Genomic DNA, 18,075 nt, shown 5'->3' on the forward strand with positions numbered 1-18,075 from the left:
ATGGCACCGAAGCGGGTTGTGAGGCAGCGCCTGAGCGCGCCCGTTGGCCTCGGGGTTTTTTCTATCCCCACTGCCAGGCAGCCCGCACCTCGCGCTGTCGCCGTGAGGGGGAGTCTACTTCCAGTGCTCGCGTTGTCGCTACCAGTGCCGCCTCCAGGCCGGGACGACGCTCTCGAGTAGCCGCCCAGTACATGCCGGGGCGTAGCTACGCCAGATCGCGCACTACAAGTGCTTGATCTGCGGCCGGACATTCCTGTCCGGGCCTAGCAGGCGGCTTTTTCAGCGGCCTGCTAGGCCCGGCGCAGCGACACATCCCGGAACCACCGCCGTAGCAACCCGTGCCGCGGCGAGAAGATCAGCGCCAGCAGGAACAGCGCCGAAGCCACAATCACGATGCTGCCGCCCGAGGCGAGGTTGAAGTAGAACGCCAGGTACAGTCCGACGACGGCGGAGATGACGCCCACCCCGATGGCGATGGCGAGCATCACCGGCAGGCGGTCGGTCAGCAGATGGGCGGTGGCGCCCGGCGTCGCCAGCATGGCCACCACAAGAATGATTCCCACGGTCTCCAGGCTCGCCACGATCGTGAGCGTCAGCAGCAGGATCAGGCCGTAGTGGATGCGCCCGGAGTTGAAGCCCAGCGCGCGGGTCTGCACCGGATCAAAGGTGTAGAGCAGAAATTCCTTGTAGAAGAGCACCACGGCCGCCACCGCGATGAGTCCGGCAATCAAGGTCAGCAGCAGCGCCGCAGGCTGCACCCCCAGCACGTTGCCGAACAGGATGTGCATCAGATGGGTGCTGGTGGCGATCTGACTGATGATCACCACGCCGATTGCAAATGCGGCGGTGAACATCACGCCCATGGCGGCGTCGGCCTTGAGGCGGGTGTGCCGCTCGATGGCACCGATCCCGAGCGAGGTCAGTGCGCCGGTGATGAACGCGCCGACGAAAAACGGCCAACCCACCAGATAGGCAATGGCCACCCCAGGCAACACGGCATGGGAGATCGCATCCCCGAGCAGCGACCAGCGTTTCAGCACAATGAAACACGAGAGCATGCCGCAGGTCGCGCCCACCACCAACGCCGTGAGCAGCGCGCGCTGCATGAAGGCGTATTGAAAGGGCGCGGCGATCGCCTCGGGCAGCAGGCCGACCACCCCCATCAGGCCGCTCAGCAGCACATCGACGATTTGGCGGCTGGCGTCGTCGAATCCGTCGGCCATTGCGGTTACGCGTCCTCCTGTTCCAGCGCCGGTGCCCGGTCAAGCCAGTTGGCCGCCGCAGTGCGCGTGAGCATCTCGTCCTGGAGCATCTGCGCCGGTGGCCCAATAGCGATCAGGGAGCGGTTCAGCAGCATGACCTGGTCGGCGTACTTGAGGGTGTTCACCAGGTCATGTGTGACCATGACGATGGTCTGACCCTGCTGGCGCTGGCGCCGCAGCACATCCAGTATCAGGCGGCGGCTGTCCTTATCCAGGCCCACCAAGGGTTCGTCCAGCAGCACCAGCGGTGCTTCCTGGGCGAGCATGCGCGCAAGCAGGACGCGTTTTTTTTGCCCGCCTGAGAGCTGACCGATGGGCCGCCGGGCGAGGTGGTCCATTTTCACTTCTTCGAGGGCCTGTTGGCAGATCGCATGGTGGCGTGAGGCGCTCAGGCGCGCCGGAAGGAATCGGCGGAACAGGGGGTCGCGGCGCATGTGGCCGTAGCGGCCCGTCATGACTGTGTCCCAAACGGATACCGGGAAGTCCCACTCCAGGTTTTCGTGCTGTGGCATGTAGGCAACCTGGCTGCGGCGGCGGCACGCCGCGGGGTCCCCCCCGAACAGTTTGACCTCGCCGCGGACCGGGCTCAGGGAGCCCGCCACAATGGTGAGCAGCGTGGTCTTGCCGGAGCCGTTGGGGCCGATGACGGCGTGCCACTGGCCAGCTCCCAACTCGAAGGAGACGTCATCCAGCACAGGCGCGCCATCATAGGCGGCGGTGAGCCCAGAGACCGAGACCGCGCTCATGTTCTCAAAACTCCGGGAATAGGCGGGCTCGGCTACCACGGCGTCACGGGGCCAGCTTCTCGGCCAGTAGGCGCGCGTTGTAGCGCATCATGGCGGTGTAGGTGTCGGCGTCGTCACCCGGGTTGCCCAGGGAGTCCACGTAAAGCGGCCCGTGGTAGGGCACGCCCGTGTCGCCGGAGATGCTGCGCACGTGCCGGTCGGAGATGGTGCTCTCCCAGAAGATGGCCTTGGGTTGACGTTCGCGGATGACGTCCATCACCCGGGCGAGCTGCTGGGGGGTGCCTTCCTCCTCGGAGTTTGTGCCCCAGATGCCGTCGTGCTCGAAGTCGAAGGCGTCGGCGAAGTAGAGGAAGGCGGCTTCGCTGGTGATCAGCATGCGCTGCGCATCGGGGATGGCCGCGAGTGTGTCCTTGATGTCTGCGTACAGTTCATCGAGCTCCCGTTCCAGTGCCTTCGCTCCGTCGCGGAAGGAGTGGGCACGCTCCGGGTCGAGTTCGCTCAATGTCTCGGCAATGACGTGACCGTAGGCCGCTGCGGCCCGCGGGTCCATCCACAAGTGGGGGTCGGGTCTGCCCTCAAGGTCGCCCGTGACGATCCCCAGGGTCTCCCAGCCGCTGTCCTCGGCGACCGGAATAATCGGTGTGCCATCGCGCACTGTCGCGCGAACCTGGCCCATCCACTGCTCCAGGTTGTAGCCGTTGTAGAAGACCACGTCCGCCTCTTCCAGCGCTGCGAAGTTGCGCGCATTGAGTTCCCATTCGTGGACTTCGGCGCCGACCGGCGTCAGCGAGGACAGCTCAATGGCGTCACCGGCGACGCGCTCCGTGAGGTCCGCGATGATGGAGAAGGTGGCCACCACTTTCAGCCGGTCACTACCATCTGCGGCCTGGGCGGGTGCCACGGCCATGATCAGGCCGAGGAGAAGACTGACGATGAAGCGCATGCGTGATCCTTTAGAGTGAGTCTAATTATCACTCATTATGACAGCTACAGCCGTTGTGAAGTCAATGTTGATCGGGCTTAAATGCTGTGATCCCCTTGATACCGGGCTCTGTGGTCGCCCCGGGTGTAGCCGTGGGTTAGCGGACCACGACTTCCTCGTCCCCGGACATGCGGATGCCGCGGCGCAGCAGGAGGGTGCCGCTCTGCCGATGGAGTTCGGTAACGGCCCGGCGCCAGGAGGCGGCAGCGTCGATTTCCTCCAACTGGCTTTCCAGGAGGTCGCGCTGGGCCTGGGCGACGACGATGGCCGTGGTCTCGCCCACTTCGAAGCGCGCCTGCTCGGCGCGCAGGACTTCTTCCTGCAACTGGCGCGTGGAGGCGACGGCGTCCACCTGTTCGCGGGTGCGCTCCACTTCGAGCCAGGCGATACGCACGTCCAGGTCGACGAGCTGGCGCAGGTTGCCGACGGCTTCGCCCGCCTGCTCGCGGCTAAACCGTGCGCGGTCATGCTGGGCACGCTCGGCGCGGCGGCGCAACGGGGTTTCTACCTGGATACCGGCGCGAAAGTCGTAACCGGAGCCGTCCAGGTCGCGCCAGGAGTCGCCGAAGCTGTCGGCGAAGCCGGTCTTGCCCAGGGTGACGAAGAAGTCCAGGCGCGGCAGCATACCGGCACGGGTGCGGACCACTTCCAGCTCGCCGCGTTGTATCTGCAGGCGGGCTTCGTTGAGGTCGGGCCTGAGGCTGCGCCCCAGCTGGGCATGTTCGCCGACTTCGCCCAAGGGCAAGTCGACCACGTCGGGCTCGTCCTGGGGGTCCAGCGCCGTGTCCCAGCTCGCACCCGGTGGATTCATGAGCCGCAGCAGCGCCAGCCGCGAACTCTCACGGCCACTGCGGGCGTCGATTAACCCCTGCCGGCGCAGGGCCACTTCCGCCTGCGCGGATGTCTCGTCGGTCTCCGGGCGGTCGCCGACGGCGATGCGCCGGCGGGTCTCTTCAAGTTGCCGTTCGGCAACGTCCAGCGCTTCCTCGAAGATGCGCACCCGCTCGTTGGCCAGCACGTAGTCCCAGTAGGTGCCCTCCACCTCGGCGACGAGGGCTTCCGCGAAGCCCCGGAGTTCGTAGACGCTGGCCAAGGTGTCGATCTCCGCCTGGCGGAGGCTGGCGAGATTGGACTCGATGCGCCCGCCCCGGAGCAGGGCCTGGGTCAGGGTAACGCCGAGGCGGCTGGCGTACTGCTCCTGGACGCCGGAGCGGTCAGAACGGTCACTGCTCACGGACAGTTCGAGATCAGTGCCGGTGCGCAGTCGCTGGCGCACACCGCTGTCGATGCGTTCGGTGGCAGTTCGCCGCTCAGCGGGGGCGACGTCGAGTTCCTGGAACTGCTGCACGGCCCGCTCCCGACCCGTGCTTGCTTCCGCGAAGACCACCGGATCGAACACGGCGCGCTCCACAGCCTCGAAGGTGCCGGCGATCGCGGGCTGCAGCTGCTCCGTGGTCAGGGAACGGTTGTGCCTGAGTGCAAGAAACACGGCATCTTCCACCGACAGCGCCAGGGGCATATCGTGCAACGGTTCGGGGCCGGTCCAGTCCATGGGCAGCGACAGGTCGAGTTCGCCGGCGGCCTCGGGACGAACACGCTCCCGGTCCAGGCGCGCGTCGGAGTCTGCCGGCTGCGGGAGCTCGGGGTCGACCGGGCGGGTGTCGACAAAATCCCGGGCTGCGCTGCCAGGTGTTTCGGCGAGTGCCAACGGTGCGGCCAGCGCGACAATCATGGCGGCAAGTATCGCGGTGCGGCGCATTATCGATGGCGCTCCCGATGGAACAGGGTGTAAAGCACGGGGATGACGAACAGGGCGATCACCGTGGAACTGAGCAGCCCGCCGATGACTGCCCGGGCCATGGGGGCCTGCGCCTCACCCCCTTCACCCACCCCAAGCGCCAGCGGGAAGAGGGCAAGAATCGTGGTCAGTGAGGTCATCAGGATCGGGCGCAGGCGGCGGCGGGCCGCTTCCCGTACGGCGGCCCCCACACCCATGCCGTCAGCGCCGCGCAGTCTGCCGCTTTGATCCACCAGCAAAATGGCATTATTGACGGCGATCCCGACCAGCATAATGCAACCGATCAACGATTGGGTGTTGAGTGTCGTGCCCGTGGCGAGCAGCAGGCCGACCACACCGATCGCCGCCATGGGGACGGCCCCCATGACGATGAGTGGATCACGGAAGGATTCGTACAGGCTGGCGAGCACCATGTAGACCAGGATTACCGCCATCAGCATGGCGAACCCCAGCTCCGAAAACGCGGCCTCCTGTTCCTCGTAGTCGCCGGCGAAGATCACGTCCACCCCGCGGGGCAGGGGCATATCCGACAGCGCTTCGCGGGCGTCGGCCACCACCGAACCGAGATCGCGGCCGGAGACGTTGGCCGAGACGGTGTTCAGCCGCTGTTGCTCCTTGCGGAAGATCTGGATGGGGCCTGCGCTGGATTCCAGCGCGATCACATTGCGCAGCGCAATGGCGTTGCCGTCGGGCCCCGGGATTGTGAACGCCAGCAGGTCGTCGGTGCTAAGCTGGCGCGCGTCGCGCAGCTGGACGCGGATGGGGTGCTCGCTGCCGCCGTCCCGGAATTGGCCTGTGGTGCTGCCGCCCACCGCCGTCTCGATGGCACGGGCCACGCGCCCGACACTGAGCCCCAAGTCTGCGGCGCGCTCGCGGTTGACCCGCACCAGTTCCTGCGGCGTGCCATCCTCCCGGGCCTGGCCGATGTCGGTAATGCCATCAACGTTGTCCAGCCGCTGCGCGATCTCGTCGGCAACGGCGTCCAGTGTCTCCAGCTCGAAGCCCTGGATTTCGATTTCCAGCTGTTCCTCGCCCTCACCACCGAGACGCCGGAACACCATGCCCTGGCCCGCACGGACACGTACCGTGGCGCCGGTGGTATCTCTGAGACGTTGACGCAGAGCGTCGGCGATCTCATCGCTGCTCCTGCTGCGCTGTGCCTGGGGCACGAGGCTCATGCGGATGTCCGCACGCGCCGGGGAGCTGGCGCGGAACGGGGAGGCGCCCACGCTCACCACCACATTCTCCAGCTCCGGCACCGCGTCGTAGATGATGGCCTCCGCGCGTTGCACCTGCTTGTCGATGAGTTCCAGGCGCGTTCCCGGTTCCATATCGAAGCTCACGCGCACTTCGCCATCGTCGGTGGCGGGCATGAACTCTGTGCCGAGCCGTGGTACGACGGCGATGGCGGCGGCAAACAGGATCACGACCCCGAGCAGGACCGCCGCGCGGTTTCCCAGGACCCATTCGAGGGCACGCAAATACGCCCGCTCCAGTGCAGTGACCACGCGGCCACAGCCCTGCGCCAATGGCTGCAACAGCGCAGGTGCCGCTGCCCGCTCCATGAAAGGGCGCGCCATCAGCATGGGAACGAGGGTGAGGGCGACCAGCAGCGAGCAGAACAGCGCAAAGGCGACCACGTAGGCGAGCTGCCGGAACAACACCCCTGCCAGTTCCTGGGCGAAGAACATGGGCAGAAAGATGGCCAGCGTGGTGAGCGTGCTGGCGATGATGGCCGCACTCACGTCGCCGGTGCCGGCCACCGCGGCCAGCGCCTGCGCCTCGCCCAGATCGCGCCGGCGGCGGGTGATGTTCTCGATCACCACGATGGCGTTGTCCACCATCAGGCCCACGCCCAGCGCCAAACCACCCAGGGTCATGAGATTGAGCGTAAAACCGCCGAAGTACACCAGCGCGAAGGTCGTGATGACCGACACTGGGATCGCGGTCGCTGCAACCAGAGTGGAGGCGATGTTGCGCAGGAAGAACAGCAGTACCAGCACCGCCAGGCTGCCGCCATAGAGTATGGAGCGGCTGACGTTGTCGATGGAGCGCTGGATAAAAACGGCGTTGTCCACGGCCGGAACGATTTGCAGCTGCGGGTAGTCCTGATTCAGCCGCCTGATCTCGGCATTCACCCGGCGGGCGACTTCCACGGTATTGGCGTCGGACTGCTTGCGTACCGCCAGCCGCAGGCCCGGCGCCTCGTTGATGCGAATGATGCGCGAGATGCGCTGATGGGTGTCGCGAACGGCGCCGATCTGGTTCAGGGTCACCGATGCCCCGTCGCGCACATCGAGCACGGTGGCGCCGATTTCCTCCACGTTGCGGAACTCCCCGGGTGTGCGGACCCGGGTCTCGAAGCGGCCGTCCAGGATATCGCCGCCGGGGAGGATGACATTGGCCTCCCGGATGGCGTCCCGAACATTCTGGAGATCAAGACCCAGGGCCTGCAGGCGTTCCGGCTCCACCTCGACCCGGATCTCGCGTTCCAACCCGCCCCAAGCATCCACGGCGGCCACGCCCTCCTGGCGCTCCAGGCGCGGGCGAATGCGCTCGTCCACCAGCTGGCGCAGCTCGATGGGGTCGAGCGGTGCGGCCACGCCGATGAGCAGGATGGGTGTATCAGCGGCATCGAACTTGCGCACCTGGGGCCGGGTGGCGTCATCTGGCAGGCCGTCGATGATCCGGTCCAGCCGGTCGCGGATGTCGTTGGTGGCCTCCTCGAGGTTGGTGCCCCAGCCGAACGCGACGCGCACGTTGCTACTGCCTTGCGAGGACGTGGAGTTAACCTCCTGCACCCCGGGAACCGCGGAAACCGCCTCCTCCACCGGGCGGGTAATGAGCTGCTCCACTTCCTCCGGCCCGGCTTCGTCGTAACTTGTCGTCACCATAATCGTGGGGTAGGTGATATCGGGCAGTAGGTCGATGGGCAGTCGCGCCAGCGCCATCAGGCCGACGGTCACCGCGATCAGGGTGATCATCAGGGTCAGGACCGGCCGTCGGACCGTAAAACCGGCCGGACTCACCGGGCGCTCTCCGCCACATCGGCCGTGTCCTCGGCCACGCGGACCGGGGTTCCATCCGTGAGTAGGTGTCGCCCCAACGTGATCACGCGCCCATCGAGTTCGGGGTCGCGGATCTCCACCCAGTCACCGTCCCGTATTCCCGTGCGCACGGGCAGGAATCGTGCCCGCTGGCCGTCCTTGTCCTCCGTGAGCTGGAAAACTCCACGCTGGCCGTCACGCTCGAGCAGTGCGTCCGAGGGTACGGCCGAGGCCTGCTTACGCCCGCCGGTTACCACGCGGGCGTCCACAAACATCCCCGGACGCAGGCGTTCCTCCGGGTTGGGAATCTCGATCTCCACCCGCGCCTGGCGGGAGTCCTCGCGGAAGACCGGGGCGAGGCGGGCGATGCGGCCTTCGAAGGTCACCTGCGGGTGGGCATCACTGCGCAGCCACACGGTCTGGCCGCGTTGCAGTCGCGGGTAATCCCGCTCGGTAACAAAGATGACAGCGCGCAGCGGATCGAGGCCCACCAACGTGAGTAGCGGCTCGTTCGCCTGGATGATGGAACCCGGATCGGCGAGGCGTTCCGCCACCAGTTGCGTCGTGCCATTCTCATGGCGATTGGCGTGAATGCGCGTGTACCCGAGCCGGATTTCCGCCGAACGCACGGCGGCTTCCCGTTGGATTACCTGGGCCTGGGCCAGCTCCAGACGGGCCCGCTCTGCGCGCACCTCCGTCTCCGCGGCCTCCAGTTCAGCCTCGGACGCGATCCGCTGCTCGCGGAGTTCGCCCGTGCGCCGCAGCCTTCGCTCAGCGGCCTCCATGGCTGCTTCCGCCTCATTCACGCTGGCCCTGGCCACAAGGTGCTCGGCGCGAGCCTGGGCCAGTTTCTGGCGGAATTCCTGGTCGTCCAGCTCGGCTAACAGGTCACCCGGTGCAACCGTGTCGCCCAGGTCAACATGCAACCGGTCGAGGCGCCCGGTCACACGCGAAGCGATACCGACTCGGGTGGCCGCGGCCAGTGAGCCGCTGAATCGCACCCGCTCCGTCAGTGCCCGTGTCTCGACGTTGACGGCATCCACCGCGACGGGGCGCGGCCCATCGAGGTCGGTCCCCCCGGAGAATTGTTCCTCGGCGGTCCACCAGATGGCTAGGGCCAGCACGAGGCCTAAGGCCAGAACGACACCGACGGAGCGGAACATTAGGAATCCATGATTGTGTGGGGTGCCCAGGGCACGCCGTCACTGCAGGGGGACGCATAGTGGACCCCGTAAAGGCGCCAGCGTTCATTATTGGCGGGGATGCGACTGCGGCGCGGTTCACGTTCCCGGAAATCAGGCGTTGAATTTTCGCGCCAGTGCCTCGAGCTTCTTTTGCTTGCGCTCTTCTGCGGTGGGTTTGCGCGGCCGTGCCGGCTTGGCGGCCTTGGCGGCCTTGGCCGCCTCCTTCCGTCTGGCGGCGCGTCGTTCCTTCTGTTCATCCCGGCGCGCCTGGGCGTAATCCACGGCTTCGTCGCTGACCTCACCGGCATCACTGCCGTCTAAGTGTATGCGGTTGCGCCGCGCGATGGTCGCTTCCAGGTAGGCCGGGCTGCGGGTGTAAAGCGCCAGGGCCTGGCGGATCAGCCATGCGGGTGTGCCTTCGAATGCGGGGTCCTGGTTAAGATCCTCACGCAGGCTGTGCTGGATGCCGATGGCTAAAGGGCGGATTTGATTGCGATCCTGGGTAAAGCAGGCCGGGTAGCGCAGCACGAGCTCCCCGAGAAATGCCCGCGTGCGTTCGGCGCGCTGCTGCTTCTGACTTGCTGTGGTTGCCATGGTGTATTGGTCCTGATGGTCCCGCACGCAGTGTCGGGATCTCTCCGCAATCGACCGCCCCTGATGCGGTTCGGCTGAACTGAACTCGCTGTGCCCGGTATGCTAACCAAAGTGTCTCTGGTATGGCGAGCCGAAAGACTGGATGCCGTTGGCACATGGCTCAGGGTTCCTGACAGATTAGGGAGGGGTAAGGCGACGCAATGTTGGTCCTGTTGATTCTGGCGGGCGTGATTCTGGTCGCGGCCAGCGTGCCCGGGCTATGGGTGCGCTGGGTGATGCGTCGCTATCATAGGCCGGCTGATCGGTATCAAGGAACAGGGGCAGAACTGGCCCGCCATCTGCTCGACCGGCTTGAGCTATCCGAAGTCCGCGTCGAAAAGACGCAGCAGGGCGATCATTACGATCCCCTGGGCCAGTGTGTGCGGCTTAGCTCGGACAATCACGACGGTCGTTCGCTGACCGCGGTGACGGTAGCGGCCCATGAAGTTGGTCACGCGGTTCAGGACGCCATGGGATATCGGCCCCTTCACTGGCGCACGCGCCTTGCTCGTTGGGCATCCGCCGGCCAACGGATGGGGGTCGCCCTGCTGCTGAGTCTGCCGGTGCTGCTGGCGCTGACGCGCTCGCCGGCGTTGCTCGTGCCGATGGTGGCGCTGGGGTTGGGCGGCCTGGCGATGGGGGTACTGGTCCATCTGGTGACATTGCCGACGGAACTGGACGCCAGTTTCCGGCGTGCTTTACCTTTGCTCGAGGCCGGTTACCTGCGGCCGGAGGACCGGCCCCATGCGCGCCGCATACTGCGTGCCGCCGCGCTGACCTACGTCTCCGCTGCCGCCATGTCGCTGCTCAATATCTGGCTTTGGTTGCGGCTGCTACGCCCGTGAGTGGCCATTGAGTACGCCTGGCCAAGGCACTGTGGCCCGGTACTACACGTTGCGGGCACAGCGGGCTTGCGGGAGCGGTCCATTGGTTTTTTTGTTGTTTCGTGTCCTGCTATTCTTAAGCTCTCAAGCGGCAGCGGTGTAGGGTTGAAAGGACGTGGAAAGAGGTAGCACCAAACTCGAGACCGTGACGGGTGATATCACGGCTCAGAGCGACCTGGATGCCGTGGTGAACGCGGCCAACGCACAGTTGATGCCCGGTGGCGGCGTTGCCGGGGCCATTCATCGTGCCGCCGGGCGGGAGCTGATCGATGCCTGCCGCCCCCTTGCCCCCATTTCCCCGGGCGAGGCTGTGGTCACCGATGGCTTCGGGTTGCCAAATCGCTGGATTATTCACTGCCTCGGCCCGCGTTATGGTATCGACGAGCCGTCGGATGCCCTGCTTACGGACTGCTATCGCAACGCTTTGCGCCTGGCCGAGCGGCATGGCATGCGGGCGATCGGGTTCCCGGCGCTATCGACTGGGGCGTTCGGCTATCCTTTCGAAGAGGCTGCGCGGGTGGCTGTGGATGCCGTGGACGACACACTGGAGACCTTGCAGTCACCGCCTGAGTTGATCCGGTTTGTCTTCTTCTCCGACGCTGATCGGCAGGCATTTGATGCCGTTTTGAACGCGGTTTGACCGGTCGCCGAGTAGGCCTGTGTGGCGCGCCCTCAACGCCGAGGTATGGTCTCGGTCTGCGTGTCATGCTCGCCAGGGCTCGTGCCGGTAGACCCGCCAACTGGTAACCTCCGACGGGGCATTCTCTGAGCGATCGCATGGCGTACTTGCAAGCCTTCGGCAGTGTGGTGGGTGGTTTCTTCCGTCAGCTCGGGATGCTTCGCAGCGCCCTGATCCTTGGCGCCGTGTTCGTCATGGTTATGGCGCCGCCCCCGGGTGTGCGGGTCGTCTATGAAGGCTGGGGCTTCATCGAAACGGTGCTCATGCCGACAGTGGCGCCGTTGTTTCTCACGGGGCTGTTACTGGATGCCCTAATGTCCCGTGTCATGATGAGCGATGCCGATGAGGCGACGCGTGCACGATTGCGGCTGAGCCTGCGTACCGAGCTCTTGGTGGCGTTGGTGCTGGTGCTGGCCTACGCGCCATTTTTCCTTGGACTGGCCGCCTAGTGTTCTGTCCCGCAAATAACGTTACGATTATCGCGGCCCTGACGGCCCCTGGCGGCGTTGCGCTTCCTCGCCGTAGTCCCCGCTACGCCTCGTCGGCGCGCCTTGCCAGGAACCGTCAGGATCCACGTCAATTTTCGCAACTTATTTACGGGACAAGACACTAGCGCCCGACGCCGTGTGCCCGCAATGAGGTGAGTGTATCGATACCGTTTCCCACCTGCTGATCGGCGGCGCAATTGGTCAGCTAACCTTGGGGCGGCGAGCCGGCAACGCCGCCGTCGCCTGGGGGGCGGCGGTGTCCCTGATTCCGGATATCGATGTCCCCATTGGCGCAATGATGGGTGATGCCGCGGCACTGACATTTCACCGCGGCATTACCCATTCGCTGCTGTTCGTTACCCTGCTGGCGCCATTAATGGGATGGCTCCTCGCCCGGTTGCACAATGGGTCTGGCGTGGGCTGGCGGGGCTGGGCGCTGATGGCGTGGCTGGTGCTGCTCAGCCACCTGGTCATCGACGCCTTCACCTCCTACGGCATCCAGCTGTTCCTGCCCTTCAGTGATCACGCCGTGGCATTGGCCAGTATTTCGGTGATCGACCCGCTGTACACTGCGGCGCTGCTGCTGACGGTGCCGGTTTTCGTTTGGTTTCGCCGTGAGTCACGTTGGCGGCAGATCCTCGCGTGGGTGGGGGTGGCCGTGTCCAGTGCGTACCTGGCCTTCACCCTCGCTCACAAGTCGTACGTCACCGATGTATTCGAGGCGGGGTTGGCGGAAGCGGGCATCGAGCACCAGCGGCTGTTCGTCAAGCCCACGGTGTTCAACAACATCCTCTGGCGCGGCATTGCCGAAGTGGAGGACGGCTACTGGGTGGGGTTCCACTCGTGGCTGGACGATGGGCCGCCCGAGGACTTTGTCCGTTTCGAGCGTCGTGGCCACCTGCTGGACCCCTACCGCGGGGCAGCCGTCGTGCAGGACCTGTTGCAGGTCTCCGAGGGGTACTACCAGATGGCCGAGGAGGACGGCGCGTTGCTGTTTCGGGACCTCCGCTATGGCCAGGCCTTCGAGTGGCTCGAAGACGACCGGCCACACGTATTCACCTACCGCATTGTGGCGCCCGACGGCCCGGATGGCCCCGTGGATATCGAAACGCTCAGCCTCGAGGTCGAGCGGGAGCGCGACAGGGCCACCGCACGGGCGCTCTGGGAGCGGTTGCAGGGGCGGTGAGCGGAACTTTACATCCCCTCCTGCGCACGAATACATCGGGCTCGTGCACAATGCGGGCACTGTTTGCTGACCGAGGGCGAACCATGGCCGATGTGATTTCCCTGCAGCGCCGGCAACGCCGGCAGCGCAAGCGTGAGGGCGATACCCTGTGTCGCGCCGGGCGCCACAAATGGGAGGTGGTCAGTGACTCCCGATTTGATGTGAAGCAGGGCCGGCTGGTCACAGTGAGGCGTTGTCGGCGCTGTGGCAGAGAACGGGCCGAGGCGCGCTGATGATTCGTCTCGAGCAGGTGTCCAGGGCCTTTACCGAGGGAGGCCGCTCCCGGGTGGTGCTGGATGGCTTCTCGGAGAGCGTCACCGCCGGCGAACGCCTGGCCGTGGTTGGTCGCAGCGGCGTGGGCAAGTCGACGCTGCTGAACCTCATCGGCGGCATGGACGTGCCTGATGCGGGGCGCGTGCGTGTGGGCGATGCAGAACTGACCGCGATGAGCGAACGGGACCGCACGCTGTTCCGGCGGCATCACATCGGCTTTATCTTCCAGTTCTTCAATCTGATTCCGACCCTGACCGTGGGCGAGAACCTGCTCATGCCCCTGGAGATGACCAGCGGCGTCCACCGCGCCGGCCGCGAACGGGCCCTGGAGCTCCTGCGGCGGGTGGGTCTGGCCGACCGGCGGGAGGCGTTCCCCGACGCCTTGTCGGGGGGTGAGCAACAGCGCATCGCCATTGCCCGCGCCCTGGTGCATGCACCGGATGTGCTGCTTGCCGACGAGCCCACGGGGACCCTCGACGGTGAGACCGCCGAAGAGGTGCTGGCACTGCTGGACGAGTTGACGGGGCAGGGCAAGGTCACCGTGGTTTTGGTGACGCACAGTCTCGAGGTGGCCGGTCGCATGGATCGCATTCTCCGCCTGGGCAGAGAAGGCGCCTGATGGCGGTATTGTTACCGCGCTCCCTGCTGCTGCGCGCCAGCCTGCGCTATCTTTGGCGCCATCCCTGGCAGCTTGCGCTGGCGTTGTTGGGCGTGGCCATCGGCGTGGCCGTGGTGGTGGCGGTGGATCTCGCCAACCAGAGCGCGTCGCGTGCGTTCACCCTGTCCACCGAAGCGCTCACTGGCGAGGCCACCCATCAGGTGGTGGGCGGGCCGGAAGGACTGCCCGAGGACTGGTACGTCGAGCTTCGCACCGAGGCGGGTGTGCGGCCTTCGGCACCGGTGGTGGAGGGGTTTGTGCGCCTTGCGCACGAGGAGGGTCGCACCCTGCGCATTCTGGGCGTTGACGTCTTTGCGGAGGCAGGGGTGCGACCCACCCTGGGCGCGGTTTCCGCCGCCGTCTCCGCCGAGGATCTGCTTGCGCGCGCCGGTGGGGCGGTCATGCTCGCGGCGGATCTGGAGCGCCTGGGCCTGAGCGTGGGCGACGCCCTGGAAGTGCAGCATGAGGGCCGCGATCACACGCTGCACATCCTGGCGGGCCTGGAGCCGGAGCGCGAGCTGGACGCCGTCGGGCTGCGCGACGTGGTGGTCATGGACATCGCCGCTGCCCAGGAGCTGCTGGGGCGCAGCGGGCGACTGGATCGCGTGGATCTGGTGCTGGATGCGAATGCGCGTGACACCGTGGCGGCCATGCTCCCGCAGGGTGCGCGCCTGGTGGACGCCGACCAGCGTGCCGAGACGCTGGCCCAGATGACGGACGCGTTCCAGCTCAACCTGCAGGCGTTCAGCCTGCTGGCGCTGGTCGTCGGTGCCTTTTTGATTTACAACACCATGACCTTCTCAGTGGTGCAACGGCGTCAGCTGATGGGCATGCTGCGCGCCACGGGGACCACCCGGGGTGAGCTGTTCCGCACCATCTTGCTGGAAGCGGCCGTCATCGGCGTGGTGGGCACCATCGCCGGGCTGCTGCTCGGCATGGCGCTTGCGACGGTCCTGGTGGAGTTGGTGACGCGGACCATCGACGATCTCTACTTCGCGCTCGCCGTTCGTGAGTTGAACATCTCCCCCGGTCCCCTGGTCCGCGGCGCCACGCTGGGCGTGGGCATGACGATTGTCGCGGCGCTGGCACCGGCGCGCGAAGCAACCGCCATTCCACCTCGGGCCGCCCTGAGCCGCTCCTTCCTGGAGCAGAGCCGGCGGCGCTGGTTGCCGCTGTTGGCCGGCGGTGGTGTTGTCCTCGGCGCACTGGGCGTGCTGCTGCTGGCGCTGACCGAGCGCAGCCTGGTGCCGGCTTTCGGAGGCATGTTCGCACTGATCCTGGGGATGGCGCTGCTGGTGCCGCCGTTGCTCGCCCTCGCGGTGAGGGGGCTCGCGCCGGTGCTGGGGGCCGTGGGCGGATTTCTCGGACGCATGACAGCCCGGGGTGTGGGGGCAAGCTTGTCGCGCACTGGCGTCGCTGCGGCCGCGCTCATGGTGGCGGTCTCTGCGGTAATCGGCGTGGGCGTCATGGTGGACAGCTTCCGCACCACCTTCGCCGAGTGGCTGGAAGCCACCCTGCATGCCGATGTCTACGTCTCTGTACCCGGCGGCGGAGCCATGGAAGTGGAACAGCGCGAGCGGTTGCTGGACGTCGAGGGGATCGAGTTGGTCACCCGCTCACGGTTCGTGCGAGTGGGGGCCGGGGACCACGAGGCCCGGCTGCGCGTGTTCGAGATTCCGCCGGCGGCCGAGCGGGGTTTCAACTTCCGGGCCGGCGACCCAGATGCGGCCTGGGAGGCGTACCGTGAGGACGACGCGGTGCTCGTCACCGAACCCTATGCCTGGCACCAGGATGTGGGTGTGGGCGACCGGCTGACCCTGACCACGGGGCAAGGAGAGCGTGAGTTCCCCGTGGCGGGGGTGGTCTATGATTACGGCACCTCGGAAGGTGCTGTCATCATGGACCGCAGCACTTACGATCAATACTGGGACGACGCCGCCGTGGACAGTCTGGGCGTGTACGCCGCCAGTGGTGTCGAAACGGACACCCTGCGCGAGCGCTTACAGGCCGCTGCCGCGGGCGGTCAGCATCTTCAGTTTCAGTCCAACCGGGAGATACGTGAGCAGTCCCTGGAGATCTTCGATCAGACGTTCACCATCACCCAGGTGTTGCGCATGCTTGCCATCCTCGTCGCCGTGACGGGTGTGCTCAGTGCGCTGCTGGCGCTCTCGCTGGAGCGCGCGCGGGAGTACGCCGTCCTGCGCGCCACAGGGGTTACGCCGCGCGAACTCGGGGTGCTGGTCACGGCGCAGAACGCCCTCGTCGGGTTGCTCAGCGGGCTGTTCGCCATCCCACTGGGGCTGGGGCTCGCAGGCGCGTTGATCCTGGTCATCAACCAGCGCTCCTTCGGCTGGTCCATGGCGTTGGCAGTGGACCCGTGGATCCTGTTGCAGGCCCTGGCCCTGGCGCTCCTGGCGGCCCTGGTGGCGGGGCTGTACCCGGCCTGGCGGATGGCGCGCATCCCGCCGGCCCTGGCCATGCGGGAGGAGTGACCCATGCCAGCAGCCGAAGACCATACCCCCATCGGCCGCCGGCTGCGTTGGCAGCTCGGGCTGACCGTGGCCGCCGTGATGCTGGTAGTGATCATGCTGCAGATTCTATCGGGCGGGCTGGAAGACGACTCGCCGGCGGAGGAAGCGTTCGATATCACCGGCGCCCTGGCCGGTGAGGAGGCCGCGGCCGGGTTTGCCCGCGTGACCGGTCCGGAGCCTCTGGAGTTTCCTGCGGACCACGGCCCGCATCCGCACTTCCGGCACGAGTGGTGGTATGTCACGGGCAACGTCCACGACGCCGGCGGCCGGCACTTCGGCTTCCAAGTGACGCTGTTTCGCTTCAATGTGGCCCCGGATCCCCCCGAGCGCGACGCCGTGCTGGCCACGAACCAGGTCTGGATGGGGCACTTGGCGGTGACGGACACCGAGTCCGGTGAGTTTCACCATCGCGAGCGCTTCGTCCGCGGCGCCGGAGGGCTGGCCGGTGGTGTGGCGGAACCCTTCCGGGTGTGGGTCGAGGACTGGGAGATGGTGGGTGAGGATCACGGGATGATGCCGCTACGGTTGCGTTTCCCAGCGAACGAGTTGGGCGTGGAGATCACGCTGACGCCGGAGAAACCTTTGGTCCTGCAGGGTGACCAGGGCTACAGTCGCAAGGGGCCGGAGCCCGGCAATGCCTCGCGCTATTATTCGTACACCCGCCTGGGCGCCGAGGGCCAGATCACTGTGGAGGACACGGTCCATGCCGTCGTTGGCCAGGCATGGATGGACCGCGAGTGGGGAACCAGCACTCTCGGCGAGGATCAGGTGGGGTGGGACTGGTTTTCCTTACAGCTCGAGGACGGGCGCGATCTCATGTTCTACGAACTGCGCCGGGAGGATGGTTCCATGGACCCGTTCAGCAAGGGGCTGGTGGTTGCCGAGGACGGTGAGTCCCGGGTGTTGGAGATGGAGGACGTGCAGTTGGAGGTGCGGCGCCACTGGGAGAGCCCCGAGGGGACCCGCTACCCGGTGGCATGGCGGATGCAGGTGCCTAGCGAGGCATTGGACCTGGACCTGCAAGCGGTCCTCGACGACCAGGAACTGCGCAGCGCCTTCCGCTACTGGGAGGGAGCCGTGCGCGTGTCAGGCAATAACGGGCCAGATGGGCGAGGTTATGCGGAGCTGACCGGCTATGCCGGCGACTGACTGCTACCCGGCATAGGCCTTTAGCACCGTGCGGCGTAGCTCCTCGATGATGGCATGCCGCATCCTTGCGTCCCAGCGGTGAAGCGGCACGACGACGGCCATCATCAAGGTCATCAGGGTTTCGGTGCTGATGTCGATATTCGCGACCGAACGCACCTCGATGTCCCGCGCCGTTTGTTCGAGACTCTGACGCAGGAGCTGCCGGAGGCGGTCTTCCTGCTTGCCGAGTTGGTCGTGGAAAACGCGGCTGATCGCCTCGTTGGAGGGCTCTTGCCAGTAACCGGCGACACCGTCGGCAATTCTCGGGTCAGCGGCGAGCGACGAGACGCCCCGGAAGAACTGATCGAGCCCCCCGGCCGGGGTGTGCGCTGCGGCCATCGGTGCCGTGATGTGTTCCTCGAATAGCGCCTCCAGGACGTGAAGGCACTCCTTGAACAGCGCCTCCTTGCCATCGAAGTGCCAGTAGAGCGCACCTTTGCTCAGGCCCACCGCCCGTGCGATGGTGTCGATGGATACACCATCGTATCCATGGCGCC

General features: G+C 66.2%; 16 protein-coding genes. 8 read left to right on the plus strand and 8 right to left on the minus strand.

Translation table 11 applies throughout. The annotated features are described in order from the left end of the window. Nucleotides 1-290: 290 nt before the first annotated feature. From QZT63_RS15335 to QZT63_RS15365, 7 genes are all read right to left on the minus strand, one after another. Entirely contained in the window at nt 291-1,223 is a 933-nt protein-coding gene (locus QZT63_RS15335) for a metal ABC transporter permease (protein WP_290652367.1), read from the minus strand. Nucleotides 1,224-1,228: 5 nt separating this feature from the next. Continuing rightward, entirely contained in the window at nt 1,229-2,008 is a 780-nt protein-coding gene (locus QZT63_RS15340) for a metal ABC transporter ATP-binding protein (RefSeq protein WP_290652368.1), read from the minus strand. A 43-nt stretch (nt 2,009-2,051) separates the two neighbouring features. Next, nucleotides 2,052-2,951: a zinc ABC transporter substrate-binding protein gene (locus tag QZT63_RS15345; RefSeq protein ID WP_290652369.1), complete on the minus strand. Its 900-nt coding sequence runs from the start codon at nt 2,949-2,951 to the stop codon at nt 2,052-2,054. A gap of 136 nt (nt 2,952-3,087) precedes the next feature. Continuing rightward, nucleotides 3,088-4,749, minus strand: a complete 1,662-nt coding sequence (locus tag QZT63_RS15350; RefSeq protein WP_290652370.1) for a TolC family protein — start codon at nt 4,747-4,749, stop codon at nt 3,088-3,090. Continuing rightward, entirely contained in the window at nt 4,749-7,817 is a 3,069-nt protein-coding gene (locus QZT63_RS15355; RefSeq protein WP_290652371.1) for an efflux RND transporter permease subunit, read from the minus strand. Before QZT63_RS15355 ends, QZT63_RS15350 begins: the two co-directional genes overlap by 1 nt. Further along, entirely contained in the window at nt 7,814-8,998 is a 1,185-nt protein-coding gene (locus QZT63_RS15360) for an efflux RND transporter periplasmic adaptor subunit (RefSeq protein ID WP_290652372.1), read from the minus strand. Before QZT63_RS15360 ends, QZT63_RS15355 begins: the two co-directional genes overlap by 4 nt. Before the next feature lie 132 nt (nt 8,999-9,130). Next, nucleotides 9,131-9,613 (minus strand): ProQ/FINO family protein, encoded by a 483-nt coding sequence (locus QZT63_RS15365; RefSeq protein WP_290652373.1) that lies wholly within the window; start codon nt 9,611-9,613, stop codon nt 9,131-9,133. 200 nt (nt 9,614-9,813) lie between these two features. Here QZT63_RS15365 and QZT63_RS15370 point away from each other — a divergent pair, with 200 nt between their 5' ends. From QZT63_RS15370 to QZT63_RS15405, 8 genes are all read left to right on the plus strand, one after another. Then, entirely contained in the window at nt 9,814-10,497 is a 684-nt protein-coding gene (locus QZT63_RS15370; protein ID WP_290652374.1) for a zinc metallopeptidase, read from the plus strand. Nucleotides 10,498-10,651: 154 nt separating this feature from the next. Continuing rightward, entirely contained in the window at nt 10,652-11,176 is a 525-nt protein-coding gene (locus QZT63_RS15375; protein WP_290652375.1) for a macro domain-containing protein, read from the plus strand. Between the two features lie 137 nt (nt 11,177-11,313). Then, nucleotides 11,314-11,664 carry a hypothetical protein gene (locus QZT63_RS15380; protein ID WP_290652376.1) on the plus strand — a complete coding sequence of 117 codons (351 nt, stop codon included), beginning with the start codon at nt 11,314-11,316 and terminating at the stop codon, nt 11,662-11,664. 199 nt (nt 11,665-11,863) lie between these two features. Further along, nucleotides 11,864-12,889 carry a metal-dependent hydrolase gene (locus QZT63_RS15385; RefSeq protein ID WP_290652382.1) on the plus strand — a complete coding sequence of 342 codons (1,026 nt, stop codon included), beginning with the start codon at nt 11,864-11,866 and terminating at the stop codon, nt 12,887-12,889. Nucleotides 12,890-12,972: 83 nt separating this feature from the next. Further along, complete coding sequence (locus QZT63_RS15390) at nt 12,973-13,161, plus strand: hypothetical protein (RefSeq protein ID WP_290652377.1); 189 nt, start codon at nt 12,973-12,975, stop codon at nt 13,159-13,161. Beyond that, nucleotides 13,161-13,820 carry an ABC transporter ATP-binding protein gene (locus QZT63_RS15395; RefSeq protein ID WP_290652378.1) on the plus strand — a complete coding sequence of 220 codons (660 nt, stop codon included), beginning with the start codon at nt 13,161-13,163 and terminating at the stop codon, nt 13,818-13,820. Before QZT63_RS15390 ends, QZT63_RS15395 begins: the two co-directional genes overlap by 1 nt. Beyond that, entirely contained in the window at nt 13,820-16,351 is a 2,532-nt protein-coding gene (locus QZT63_RS15400) for an ABC transporter permease (protein ID WP_290652379.1), read from the plus strand. The genes QZT63_RS15395 and QZT63_RS15400 overlap by 1 nt, the downstream gene beginning before the upstream one ends. A gap of 3 nt (nt 16,352-16,354) precedes the next feature. Continuing rightward, nucleotides 16,355-17,539 (plus strand): lipocalin-like domain-containing protein, encoded by a 1,185-nt coding sequence (locus QZT63_RS15405; protein ID WP_290652380.1) that lies wholly within the window; start codon nt 16,355-16,357, stop codon nt 17,537-17,539. Nucleotides 17,540-17,542: 3 nt separating this feature from the next. Here QZT63_RS15405 and QZT63_RS15410 read toward each other — a convergent pair. Then, nucleotides 17,543-18,075, minus strand: a 533-nt coding sequence (locus tag QZT63_RS15410; protein WP_290652381.1) for a TetR/AcrR family transcriptional regulator, incomplete at its 5' end; no start/stop codon positions are given.

The sequence above is a fragment of the Aquisalimonas sp. genome (assembly GCF_007120195.1).
Lineage (GTDB): Bacteria > Pseudomonadota > Gammaproteobacteria > Nitrococcales > Aquisalimonadaceae > Aquisalimonas.